Annotated in this window: 11 protein-coding genes; 7 read left to right on the forward strand and 4 right to left on the reverse strand. The window is 40.8% G+C overall.

Annotated features, from left to right (window positions below):
* Together V7K98_RS09605 and V7K98_RS09610 are read right to left on the reverse strand one after the other, a co-directional pair.
* Positions 1-557: hypothetical protein (locus V7K98_RS09605; protein WP_335021102.1), on the reverse strand; the 557-nt coding region annotated here is incomplete at its 3' end.
* A 115-nt stretch (positions 558-672) separates the two neighbouring features.
* Positions 673-942, reverse strand: coding sequence for a hypothetical protein (locus V7K98_RS09610; protein ID WP_335021104.1), 270 nt, complete (start codon positions 940-942; stop codon positions 673-675).
* Between the two features lie 152 nt (positions 943-1094).
* Between V7K98_RS09610 and V7K98_RS09615 the strand changes: the two genes are divergently transcribed.
* From V7K98_RS09615 to V7K98_RS09635, 5 genes are all read left to right on the forward strand, one after another.
* Entirely contained in the window at positions 1095-1778 is a 684-nt protein-coding gene (locus V7K98_RS09615) for a response regulator transcription factor (RefSeq protein ID WP_335021106.1), read from the forward strand.
* On the forward strand, positions 1775-3301 hold the full coding sequence (locus V7K98_RS09620) for an ATP-binding protein (protein WP_335021108.1): 1527 nt from the start codon (positions 1775-1777) through the stop codon (positions 3299-3301). The genes V7K98_RS09615 and V7K98_RS09620 overlap by 4 nt, the downstream gene beginning before the upstream one ends.
* Positions 3302-3514: 213 nt before the next feature.
* Positions 3515-3985, forward strand: coding sequence for an N-glycosidase (locus V7K98_RS09625; protein WP_335021110.1), 471 nt, complete (start codon positions 3515-3517; stop codon positions 3983-3985).
* A 797-nt stretch (positions 3986-4782) separates the two neighbouring features.
* Complete coding sequence (locus V7K98_RS09630; protein WP_335021112.1) at positions 4783-7566, forward strand: GAF domain-containing protein; 2784 nt, start codon at positions 4783-4785, stop codon at positions 7564-7566.
* Positions 7567-8126: 560 nt separating this feature from the next.
* Positions 8127-8897, forward strand: coding sequence for a hypothetical protein (locus tag V7K98_RS09635; RefSeq protein ID WP_335021114.1), 771 nt, complete (start codon positions 8127-8129; stop codon positions 8895-8897).
* Positions 8898-8971: 74 nt separating this feature from the next.
* On the opposite strand, the gene V7K98_RS09640 is transcribed toward V7K98_RS09635, so the two are convergent.
* Positions 8972-9826 carry a phosphate/phosphite/phosphonate ABC transporter substrate-binding protein gene (locus V7K98_RS09640; RefSeq protein WP_335021116.1) on the reverse strand — a complete coding sequence of 285 codons (855 nt, stop codon included), beginning with the start codon at positions 9824-9826 and terminating at the stop codon, positions 8972-8974.
* Positions 9827-10123: 297 nt separating this feature from the next.
* On the opposite strand from V7K98_RS09640, the gene V7K98_RS09645 reads away from it, so the two are divergent.
* On the forward strand, positions 10124-11038 hold the full coding sequence (locus V7K98_RS09645) for a Tll0287-like domain-containing protein (RefSeq protein WP_335021118.1): 915 nt from the start codon (positions 10124-10126) through the stop codon (positions 11036-11038).
* Between the two features lie 276 nt (positions 11039-11314).
* On the opposite strand, the gene V7K98_RS09650 is transcribed toward V7K98_RS09645, so the two are convergent.
* Complete coding sequence (locus tag V7K98_RS09650) at positions 11315-12694, reverse strand: serine/threonine-protein kinase (RefSeq protein ID WP_335021120.1); 1380 nt, start codon at positions 12692-12694, stop codon at positions 11315-11317.
* A gap of 305 nt (positions 12695-12999) precedes the next feature.
* Here V7K98_RS09650 and V7K98_RS09655 point away from each other — a divergent pair, with 305 nt between their 5' ends.
* The gene (locus V7K98_RS09655) at positions 13000-13254 is read left to right on the forward strand and encodes a hypothetical protein (RefSeq protein ID WP_335021122.1); all 255 of its coding nucleotides are present in this window, start codon (positions 13000-13002) and stop codon (positions 13252-13254) included.
* Positions 13255-13256: the final 2 nt, after the last annotated feature.

The raw sequence follows: 13256 nt of genomic DNA on the forward strand, positions 1-13256 counted from the left end.
AACTGTTGTTCAGTCACTCCTAACTTGGTCGCAGCTGCTGCAAAGTTAGGACGGGGTGGGCGCTGACTGCGATCGCCTGTTGGAGGATTAGCAGGGACTCCCAAGGCATTCTTTAACTGTTGTTCAGTCACTCCTAACTTGGTCGCAGCTGCTGCAAAGTTAGGACGGGGTGGGCGCTGACTGCGATCGCCTGTTGGAGGATTAGCAGGAACTCCCAAGGCATTCTTTAACTGTTGTTCAGTCACTCCTAACTTGGTCGCAGCCGCTGCAAAGTTAGGACGGGGTGGACGCTGATTGCGATCGCCCGTTGGAGGATTAGCAGGGACTCCCAAGGCATTCTTTAACTGTTGTTCAGTAACTCCTAATTTCGCCGCAGCCGCCGCAAAATCAGGTCGAGGTGGGCGTTGTTCTCCCTCTGGTGGTTGGCTAGGCGGTTGTTGCGCCTGTGCAATTTGAGGGAATTGATTAGCGGCATTTGCCTGATTGAGTGAAATAAAACCAAATGTGCCAACCAGAACTGGAATTGCTGTTGCAACTAGTATTCTACGAATATTCACGATCGTTTTCCTAAAGATAGATAGTTTACATTTCTGATTCAATCAAACCCAAATTACAGTTTACCCTGGTTGTAAATTATCATTTTGTAATTTTAAGGAAGAAAGGGTGCTGCAATTAACGGTTATTGCCTTCTACACGATTTTGAACCGCGTCCTGATTATGATTTTGGGGATGTTGGTGAGGATGTTTTTTCTGATTTAGACGGGGTTTAGAATATCTAACCTGTGGCTTCTTATCAGATATTTCTAGCCTTTGAGGCTGTTGAGAAATCTGGGCGTTCCGATTGGATGGATTAGCAGCATAAGCCTGATTGGGTGTAACAAAACCGAATGTACCAATCAAAAAAGGAATCGCTGCTACGGCTAAAACTCGACGAACATTCATAAAATTAACCTGCAAAAGGTAGGGTGTTCATATTTCTGATTAAGCCACCTGAAAATTACAGTCTAGATGCTTTCTAAATTACAGTTTTGTAATTTAACCAAAAAGGTAATGAATCTAGAATGGAACAATAATATATAAATTAATAAATAGTTGTGAACGTTCTATTTGTCGAAGATGAAGCGAAAATTGCTAACTTCGTCCGGGCTGGACTGAAGGAGCAGGGATTTGTTGTAGACTACTGTGACAACGGTGATGAAGGATATCTGCGGGCATTAGAAAATGAATATGATGTTCTTATCCTCGATATTATGGTGCCGGGAAAGGATGGATTATCGATTCTAAAACTCTTGCGGCGGCAAGGTCGGAATGCGCCAGTAATTTTGTTGACGGCTCGGAATGAACTAGACGATCGCTTGGCAGGGCTAAATTTGGGAGCCGATGATTACATCGCTAAACCGTTTTTTGTGGAAGAGTTAGCGGCTCGAATTCATGCCGTTGTCCGCCGGAGTGTGAGCGAGCGCCAAAATCTCCTTTGTGTTGGGCCTATCAAACTCGATCGCATCACCAGAGAAGTCACTTGCGATCGCCAGGCGATAGAACTCACCAGCCGCGAGTTTAATCTTCTAGAATATCTCATGCGCTCTCCCGGAAGGGTTTTCACTCGCACCCAAATTCTGGAGCATGTTTGGGGCTATGACTTTAACCCCAACACTAACGTCGTAGATGTTTGTATCCAGCGAATTCGTAAAAAAATTGACCCCATTCATGAAGGAGTCTGGATTGAAAGCATTCGAGGAGTTGGATATCGGTTTCGCAAACCAGAGTCTAGCTCATGAAGTTCCCTTCCTTTCGCCTGCGAATAGCTCTTTCATCTGCGGCTCTAGCTGGAACCACATTAGTAGGGTTTGGTGCAGTCTCCTGGTTTCAAATTTACAATGCTAAAATCAGCCGTCTTGATGCAGAACTGTTAAATCACTTGATGCGGGCAACTCCAAACTTGCCACCACGGTGGGAACCTACCGAACTTCTAGGCAAAGAAAACCGACCCTCAAGATGGAAATTTTACGAAGATTCATTATCTGATGCCTTCGGAAGTAATACAAAAACCCCCATTGTCCTACTGGTGATTGATGCAAACGGGAACATAGTTTATCAATCAAACTCCCTATCTGCCCACGTTGAGGTGAATCGCCTGCTGCTTGAGCGTCTTAAGTTGATACCTTTACCACCACCCCAGCAGATAGAACCACCGCCACCCTCTAATAGAAATCCATCCGTTGGCCCGCCACACTTTCTTCGTCCACGCCCACCTCAATTTATCACTGAACATACAGCAAAAGCAGCTTGGCGAATTGCGGCTACTAAGTTTCCCAATGCTCAGGTTGCTATTGCGGTTAATCTCCAAGCTGTCAATCAAGAGATGGCTACCATTCAGAATATCTTCCTGGTTTCAATTCCGGGAGGGCTACTTCTAGTTGCAGTCGGAGCATGGTTAGTTTCTGGTGGTGCTTTGCGTCCCATCCGGCAATTAACAGGCGTTATTCAACAGGTAAATGTCAAAGGGCTAGATCAACGGATTCCCATTGGAACAACTGATGTTGAATTTGTCGAGTTGATTCAGGTCTTTAACCTGATGTTGGAACGTTTGGAACGCAGTTTTACCCAGGCTTCCCGCTTTAGTGGTGATGCGGCTCATGAACTGAAAACTCCACTGACTATTTTACAAGGCGAACTAGAACGAACGCTGCAACAGGTCGATCCTGGAAGTGAAGTACAACAGCGCTTAAGTAACCTATTGGATGAGGTGCGCCGCCTGAGTGGAATTATGCGGAAACTCTTGCTGCTATCTCTAGCTGATGCCGGAAAAATGAGCTTGTATATGGTTGAGGTGGATATGTCTGAGTTGCTGATGGAGATGCTAGAAGATGTGGAAATGCTGGCTCCCAACTTGACTGTGCAAACTGAATTTACTGATGGGTTGCGTTTACAGGGCGATCGCGATCTTCTGATTCAAGTTTTACAAAACCTGTTCAGTAATGCTATAAAATACAATCTCCCCAACGGCTGGATCGAGATTCGCACTCATCAAACTCAAACAACTCTCCACATCACCATTGCCAATGCATCCAAAGATATTCCAGTGAGCGAACGCCTACGCATTTTTGACCGCTTCTATCGCGGCGATCCGGCTCGAACCCGCAAGATAGAAGGCATCGGACTAGGACTCAGCCTAGCCCGTGAAATTGCCAGGGCACATCATGGCGATCTCACCCTTGACTCAACAGCTTTTGGTCAAACAGCTTTTACCCTCACCTTGCCGATGAAGGGGGTAGGAGGCACGAGGCAGGAGAAAAACTGACCTCTGCAACAACTGATTTCTTTAATTAAGTTAGGACTTACGCAAAACTACACGCGGTAGGGGCAATTCATGAATTGCCCCTACGGGAAACTCAAGGTTTGGGCTATTTTTTGCGTAAGTCCTGGAAGTCACAGAATTTAGATAAGTTCTGCTTTTGGGTTGTAATTCTCACAAATCAAATAGGATTGCTATATATGAAAGAGCAATTTTCAAATGACTATTTACTTTTATAAGGTTTGGCAGCCTTATGGCTGTTTTTCTAACTTTTCTCCCCACGAAATCCACATCCAGGGCACTTACTGGGCAACAGTTGAGCATTATTATCAAGCGCAAAAGTTTGTTAGCAGCAAAGATGCGGCAATTATACCCCTTATCCATGCCGCCGCCACCCCAGAAGAAGCAGCCGCTTTGGGAAGATGTAGTACTCGCCAACTTCGTAAAGACTGGGATTTAGTCAAAACGCAAATTATGCGAGAAGCTGTACTAAAAAAGTTTCTCACTCATGCTGATATTAGAGAAGTTCTACTGAAGACAGGTGATGAGCTTTTGGTCGAAAACTCCCCAACCGATTCTTTTTGGGGCTGTGGTGCTAATAAAGTCGGTCTTAACTATCTTGGTAAAACTCTCATGAGTGTACGTGAAGAAATCCGTAATTTACTATCTTTAATGAGAATCAACGAATAATTTAATCAAAATAGTTACATTCAACATAAAATCAGCAACTAAACAGATAATATGACACTTTACAGTTAATTTTTTTTAAAATTCGCCACTAACTCAATATAGTTAAGTTCAAAATTCAGCCTAATTAACCATACCTCCAAAGGAAATTATTATTAGTCATATTACAATTAAAACTATTATTTAATAAGACTTTAAAAGCTGGAGATTTTCATAAATTAGCCATTATCTTATGAATAAAACTCACGAGATTGAGAATAGACGATGTAGACTTAAGGCTTCGTAATTTGCCATAGCGATCCCTATGGCAAATCTTAAAAAATATCCGGCTAACATACAGCTTTTAAGGTAAGGTAGTGGATTTTTGGGGGATATTCGGGGGCAAAAATCGTAAAAAATATTTTTAGTTTTAGGCAATGACGAAGGCAGTATTTAAGTAAAAATACTGAAATAGTTTACTGAACGAGAATATAAAATCAATAAGGTGTCAATGATTAAATTTTTCTTGATTGTCTACTTGAGAGGATATTGCAAAAGTGACTACTAATCTACCAAGCGGTTTGATATCTTCCTAAATCAACTTTTTAAGGACTAGGGATATCAAGTAAAATATCTAATACTTTTCAAATGTCCTCTGATCCCTTTCTAAAAATATTTGCAATAGATCTATGTTTATGGCAAAACATTTATAGCAGGAATTTATTGGAAATGGAATGAAAATCAAGGCATTGGCAGTTGAAAATTATCATTAGGGACAACTTATAAGAAAAACTATACTTCAGTCATGGTGTACATAAGCAATGACATCTACCGATAAATCAAACCCATTACAGCAAAGCTCAGACCAAGAAAGCTTGCTGCATCGGATGATCAAACAGATTAGGCGATCGCTCGATCTTCCAGAAATATTAACAACTACCGTTACAGAAGTACGGTTATTTTTACGTTCAGATCGAGTTAAAGTATATCGGTTTGATACTGATGATAGTGGTGAAGTCATCGCTGAATCTATTCATGACCAGCGTTTGCCATCCTTGTTGGGGTTGCGCTTCCCAGTTGATGATATCCCCGAAGCGGCCAGAGAGATGTTTTTGTTAGCGGGGCAACGTTCAATTGTCGATGTAGCAAACGAGAAAATCGGGCTATCACCTATACAATCAACAGAAACTGGCAAACGCCTACAAACTAATATCCACTATCGGCAAGTAGACTCGTGCCATATTCAATACTTAAAGGCAATGGGGGTGCAATCTTCCTTAGTAGTGCCAATTTTAGATCGCGATCCACAAGAAGCATCGGTAAAGCCTAAATTGTGGGGATTGTTGGTATCTCACCACAGTGAACCGCGAAAGATTTTGAAGCGGGAAATAAAAGTATTGCAGCAAGTTGCCGATCAGGTTGCGATCGCGATCGATCAAAGTAATCTACTCACCGAAGCCCTTAGCCAGCAAAAGCGAGAAGCTATTGTTAACAGAGTCACCACACTATTGCATAAACTACCAACAATTCAATTGCAGGCAGCTATAGAAGAAGTTCTTACCGCATTTAGTGGAGTAGGTGGCAGGCTTTATATTGAACAGAGTCGGGAACTATACACCTGGGGCCATCAACCCACACTACCCTACGAATTAGATAACAGCATTATTGAACAGCATCCTACATGGCAAAAGTGGATGGCTGAGTGTAAACCAGGTAATATTTGGGCAAGTTCTGACCTCTATAAAGAACCGCATTTGCGAGTTTTGGCTTTAGCGTTCCGTTCTACTCAAATTCGCGGACTCATGGTCATTCCTCTACATTACCGAGAAAAATTTATCGGTGTATTAAGCATTTTTCGCGCTGAATTTGAAACCGAGATATTGTGGGCGGGACGATGTGACGTGAATCGGCGACAACTGTTACCCCAGCTTTCCTTTGAAGTTTGGCGAGAACAAAAAAAGGGGCAAGCGCCTGAGTGGAAGCCGGAAGATATGACATTAGCCCAAGCCTTGTGCGATCATTTTTCAATGGCAATTCAGCAGCAACAAATGTATAAAGAGGTACAAGCTCTGAATGCCAACCTAGAACTGCGGGTGGAAGAACAAACTGCCGAACTGGAAAAATCATTACTAATCACCAAGGTAATCAAGCAAATCACAGAGCAGATTCGCCGCACGTTAGACTTGCAGACAACCCTGCAAACTATTGTCCGGGAAGTTCGCCCACTGCTAAATTCAGACCGCGTGGTGATTTTTCAGCTGAGCAGTGAATCGGTCATTGTGGAAGAGATAAATGGTAATTGGCAGTCAGTTTTGGGAGTGAATGCACCACTGGAATGCTTTCCTAATGACTATAGACATTTATACTCTAAGGGTAGGATACGGCCAATGAACAACGTTTCAACCGATTCTTTAAGTGATTGTCATCGAGAGTTTTTAGAAAATCTGCAAATTCAAGCAAGCTTAACAGTTCCGATTAATATAGGTATAGAACTATGGGGCTTACTAATTGTCCATGAATGTAGCGCTCCCAGAACTTGGCAGGATGCAGAAATTGATTTATTGCAACAGTTAGGAGATCAGGCTGCGATCGCTATTCAACAAGCACAACTCTACGAACAAACCCATAATGCCGAAACGGAAGCCAGAAATCAAGCTGCACAGTTAGAGCATACTCTACATAAACTCCAAGAAATGCAGACAAGATTGGTTCAAACTGAAAAAATGTCTGGCTTGGGACAGTTAGTCGCAGGTATCGCCCACGAAATTAACAACCCCGTTAACTTTATCTACGGCAATCTATGCCACGCCAGTGATTACATCGGACAACTACTAGAAATTTTACGCCTCTACCAGCTACACTATCCCGATCCTCATAGTAAAATTCGTGCTGCGATCGCTTCAACCGATTTTGAATTTTTAGTAGAAGACCTCCCAAAAATCGTTACTTCAATGCAAGCAGGAAGCGATCGCATCCGTTCAATAGTGCTATCATTACGCAATTTTTCTCGCTTGGATGAGGCTGAAAACAAGCGCGTTGACTTGCATGAAGGTATTGACAACACGTTATTAATTTTGCAATCTCAACTGAGATCAAAGGACGAATTCCCAGGCATTCAGGTAATCAAAGATTATGGCAATATCCCAACAGTAGAATGCTATGCTGGTCAAATGAATCAGGTATTCATGAATATTTTCAGCAATGCTATAGATGCTTTACAAATGGGGAATGGGGAATTAGGAATGGGGGCTGGTGACTGGGGAATAGTGAATAAGAACAACGAAGATAAAAAGGATAAAAAGGATAAATCATCCCCAATGCCTACTATCCACATTTCCACTACAATCTCAACAGATAACTCTCGTTTATTGATTCGGATTAGTGACAATGGCCCTGGAATGACTCTAGAAGTGAAAAAGCGAATTTTTGACCCGTTTTATACTACCAAACCCGTGGGTAAGGGTACAGGACTGGGATTAGCAATCAGCTATCAGATTATTGTCGAAAAACATGGGGGAATAATGGAGTGCATTTCAGAACCTGGCAAAGGTACAGAGTTCTGGATTGAAATTCCTGTCAAACCTCCAGCTAAAATAGATCGCTAAAAGTAGAAGGAACAATTTTCTACCTTATTTTCAGAATGTTAGTTTCAGAACTTAAAATCTGAATTAGCAATTATTTTATTCATCCAAAAGGTTGATGATATTTTATTTAAAACTTATCCCGTTAATATAACTACAAATACTTTAGAAGTAAAGTTTTGTTGCAAAAACAATACTTCCTATTTAGAAGTGATAATCTAAAAATAGAAGCTAAAAAACAGGCTTCCCTGGCAGATATAACAGCTGCATTTGTAATCGTAGTAAAAGGTAAAGGACGCTGTTTAACTTACATCTGTCTCGTCAAAACACAGCAACACCCAGCACGAAAACTGCTATTTCCTCAAATGTGGAAGACTAGGGGGCGCTGTAACTAGTTTTCATAACTTGTTTACACAAGCAATGAAAGTTAGTACATCCCTGTATCTGATAAACAACGAGAGAAGATAGTTCAGCGAGTAGAGGCTTGGGTGTTGTTGTGTTTAAAGAGAAGTCTAATATTTAGGCTTCAATTGGTGTAAGATTATACTAATTTAAATAGTGAAAAATAGTTTAAATAGCGCCTTATGTCAATTATTGCGCTCAGAGCGTGGTATCTACAAGATTACGAGCCGATTCCAGAACTGGAAAAACGTCCGCCAGACATTCGCTTAAGCAAAAAAAGCCTGCTAAGATCGGCATTGCGAGCAGACTTTTTAGAAGAAAGCGACGAAGTTAAGAAATCAACTTGGTTTGTGCGCTATCTAGAAGGGGAAAATATTGAATTTTATATTGAAGGTAGTGGTGGCTATTGCGTCGCCAACATTGACTTAATTAGTCACGAAATTTATTTTACCAAACAAGCACTCTTGGCTCAGTTAGAACCAACGATTTTTTTATCTTATCAAACTGAGTATGTGGCAGCGACAAATGCTTTAAGAGAAGAACTACGAAAAAGTTTGGAAAGTTTAAACTTGCGATCGCGCCTTCCTCTAACATTAGTAGAATCCTCTCGTCCCACTGGTGCTACTGTCCGTATTAACCGCACGATTATGCGAAAAATCCGTAAGAGTTTGTTGTTTATCGCTGACACCACACCCATCGCTAGTATTGACGGTAAAGAAACCCCCCAACTAATTCCCAGTCCCAATGTCTGTATTGAGATTGGCTATGCCATCCAAAGTAAGCGATCTGAACAGATTGTACTAGCGCAAATGCAACGTCCAGACATTGAAGGGCAATTTCCCTTCGACTTACCCACACAGCAAATTTTGCAATTTCAAGACACCACAGAACTAAATAAAATTCTCACCGGAACAATTCAAAACCAGCTAGCCCGATTTAAATTGTTTTATTGAGCAATCAGTAAATAGTAAAAAGTTAATAATCGTAGATAAATTCCTTTTGCCTTTTACCTTGTCGCTGATGTAAATCAAAATAGTTGGACAGGTTTCTTTTGCAGCTTAGAAGTAATCGAGCTTACCCGATCGACTACAGAAATTATGTATTTGTAATCTGGTACTTGTCCATTGGCTACATACCCAACTTCTTGAGCTAAACCTGAAGGCGCATCACTCATCACTTTACGGATAAACTCTTGACGGTTACGTTCTATATTCGGCCCAATCAAGACCACGCCCAATGGTACATAATGAGGATCTTTAAATAGTATGCGGAATTCGGTAGGAGCCAACTGTGAAGCGTAGAGAGACAATTCTGCCTCTGAGACTGCACAGGCGATCGCTTTTCCTTGAGCCACCAAGTCTAGCGCGGCTTTGGGTGTGGGTGCAAATAGGATCTCAGCTAGCGTTGTACCATAAAGATTATAAAGAGGGAAATAATATCCTGTTGCAGAGCCTAACTGCCCTAAAGCCAGTGTTTTGCCTTGAAGTTCTTTCAATTGAGTGATTGGACTGTCTTTGCGAACAACGAAGATTGAGCGCAAATTACTGATACCTATTAAAGGAAATAGGGCTGAATATTGGTGACGTGCGATCGCAATAGCCGCTAAACCCGGTGGAGCAAATACCAATGACCAAGCACGAGCGTCAAGGCGCTCAACCGCTCTATTTTCATTAAAAACAGGCTCTAGCTGAATATATGAGTTGGTTTTTTCGCCCAAATAATTATTAAATTTAGCATATTGATTAATTATCTGTTCGCCTCCACCATAATTGATAACGCCAACAGTTAACGTACCCTCAAAGTCATTTTTGGGTTTGCAGGCAGCAAATGTAAAACCTAGCAGATGAAACAGAAATAAACGCCGGGAAAATCGCAAAGACATCGTAATTATGCTTAAGTAAATAACTTAGTTTTCAGGACGAATTGAGAGAAGTTTGACTGCTGCCTAAATAGGTTATATTGCAAAAAAAATTAATATTTATTTAAATATTGTTGAGATGCTTTCTAACAGGTATAAATAAATATTAGACAAACTCACATAAGTAACTGGGTCAAATTAAATATAAAATTTTACCCTGCCTCCGGCTTCCCTCTCCGATACTTTGGAGATGGATTGAGGGTGAGGTTTGATCTTATATTTAATTACGCCTACCTACTTACCACCTTCGTTGGTTAGGTTATGTTAAACAACATTACGTTAAAAAACTTAAAAATAGGTGCTAAATTTAACTTGCTTTTAATATTAGTTTTCATAGTCAGTATTGTGGGAAGTGGCATTGCCCTATCCAGTGTACTTCAGGGGAGAGCGCAAAATGAAGTAACTTCTCAAGCGCAGATTCTCATCCAAATGGTGAACGCAGTTAGAGATTATACACAAAATCGTATAGTTCCTCTATTAGAACCTAGATTAGACACTAACCCAACATTCATGCCTGAAGTTGTGCCAACTTTTTCTTCTAAAGAAGTGTTTGAGAATTTTCGTAAAAAACCTGAATTTAAAAACTTTTTTCATAAAGATGCAACACTTAATCCCACAAATTTAGCAGATAAAGCTGATAGTTTTGAAACTCAACTTGTAGAACGTTTTCGCAACGACTCCAAAACTGAAGAAATTACAGGCTTTCGCAACTTGTCAGAAGGCGAAGTATTTTACATAGCGCGACCACTAAAGATTACACAACAGAAATGTCTGCGATGTCATTCTACACCAGATCAGGCTCCTAAGAGTCAGTTGGTAACTTATGGCTCGGAAAATGGTTTTGGCTGGCAACTCAATCAGATTGTTTCTGCTCAAATAATCTCTGTTCCTTCCCAAGAGATTTTTGCCAATGCCAAACGGACTTGGATTTTAATTATGGGACTTTTAATTACTATTTTTGCGATCGTAGTTTTCTTAATTAACTTCCTAATCAAAAAATATGTAATTCAGCGCATCAGAAAAATAGAGAAGATAGCCCAAAAAGTTAGTATTGGTGATATGAACGCTGATTTTGAAGAAAGCTCTAATGATGAAATTGGTGGGTTAGCAGAAGCATTTAATCGGATGAAGGCGAGCTTGAAAATAGCTATGGAGATGTTGAATAATCAAAGCTGATAATTTGTAATTCGTAATTCGTAATGACGCTTTCTACGAGACGCTAAAAGGGAACGAATACTCGCTAACGCTACGCTCTAAGGAATGTGGATTAAATAAAATCCAAAACTTCATCCTGTCTCTAGCTTCCCTCTCCTTTATAAGGAGAGGGATTGAGGGTGAGGTAAGCTAGGGACATAAACTGTATGTTATTTAATTCTTGTTCGTAAGCGGAGCTATGCCGCAGGCTTTATGTAATTGGCAATTTTTGGAAAGAAAAACGCAATATTTAATAAATCAAGAAAGTAGACGTTGCTGAAATTGCAAAGCTTTTTGAGGTTCGGGGATTTGTGATGCTAGAATTTTCACAAATTCTGCACGGGAAATTTGTCCAGAAGACTTAACAGCTTTTTGGACTAGAAACTTAGCTATTGGGCCAATTAAATCAGCCAATTCCCGCTCACACTGATGGAGAAAGCGCTCGGTGATTACTTGAGATTCTTGGCTTGGTAAAGTATTAGACTTAATTTCAGATTTAACAGTAATTTCTTGTAGTTGAGTAGGTTTCTCTAGTAAAAATATTGTTTTTTTCTGAAAATCAATTTGTTGATTTTCTCGAAGATGAAGGGCTAATCGACTAATTAATTCTTCCAAATTGGGCGTTGATGCCGTAACTTGCTGTAGTAACCTTGAGGCAACAGGGCCAACAAATTCCAAAAGAATTGTTTCTAAGCGGCTGTAATTTTCCGCAGACAGCATAACAGCAGACGAATGCCCAATTGAGTTTTGTGGAGAAAGTGAAGCTTGAGGCGGTTGTGTAAAAGATGGTGATTGAAATGATTGCGCTTTTACTCTCGTATCAAGATGCTTAAGCACTTGTAGAACTTCAGCCGCAGACTGATAGCGCTGTTTGAAGTGGTGTAACACCATCTTAGATAACACAGATGCCAACTCAGAACTAACTTTAGCCTGATGTTCCCAAGAAATCTCACCAGTATCTATATCTTCCTCAAAATTTATAGGATGTAACCCTGTCAGCGATTGAATGCAAATAATACCCAAAGAATAAATATCACTGTTGGGACGCGGCTTACCTTGCCCCTGTTCTGTAGACATATATCCTGGAGTACCGATGATAATAGTAGCTGCTGTACGCCCTGAAACAGTAAGCAATTGAGTTTGGACTTGTTTAACTGCGCCAAAATCAATTAGCACTAACTTGCCGTCTTGCTGCCGCCTAATTATATTGTCTGGTTTGATATCTCGATGGATAACGTTGTGGCTGTGAATAAATTGCAGAATACCCAACATCTCTTGGAGAAGCTGAATTACTTGATATTCTGTCCAAAGTTGATTGGGTAAGAGTTCGGCTTTCAGGGTATGCCCTTCAATGAACTCTTGCACCAAGAAGAACTCTTGGTTGTCTTCAAAATAGGCTAAAAGCCGAGGGATTTGGTCATGGTTGCCTAGTTGCTCTAGTGTTTCTGCCTCATTAGTAAATAGCCGTCTAGCAGTTTCGAGAAATTCGGGGCTACGAGTTACGGGCTTAAGGTGTTTGACAACGCATTTCGGGAAACCTGGCCGATGGGTATCTTGGGCTATATAAGTTTGACCAAATCCACCTCCACCTAAGACCTGGAGGACTTGGTAACGTCCGTCTAATAATTGTCCTAACATGGTGTCACTGCCTAAGTCCTCAAATTAATCTTGGCACAACTGCCAGCTTTGGCAAGATTTGTATTTTAGAATTACCAAACTTTATGTAATTCTCGAAATTTTATCTAACTCCACAGCTAATACATGCAAAATAATGTAAACTTACACTTTTTAAGGAACTGGTTAAAGGATTAGCCGTCTACAGTGAAGACTTAGGTGTTAGGAGTTATTTGTTCCCCTTGTTCTCGCTCCCGTATGCTTACCCTTTTCATTCGGGGGTTATGTGGTTAACAATAGGTTGAATGTTTTTCAAGTGATTCAATCTTATGGCTAGAACTCCAAATGAATATTCCGTCTACCTCCTACTGGAAAGCGGCCACCGGGAAGAAGTACGTTTTGCTACTATTCAAGAGTTTCAGAAGTGGTATAGCGGCGAACTTGTGCCAAAATCTGCTTCTAATGACTTTATTAGTGTGCCGATCAAAAATATTCAAGGGGAATATATGGTAATCCGCCCTTCTCGGATTGTGGCAATCCGGGTAGAACCCGTTTTTAGTTCCAGTGTTGAAAGATTCAACTAAAT

Source organism: Nostoc sp. (assembly GCF_036917435.1).
In the GTDB taxonomy this organism is placed as follows: domain Bacteria; phylum Cyanobacteriota; class Cyanobacteriia; order Cyanobacteriales; family Nostocaceae; genus Nostoc.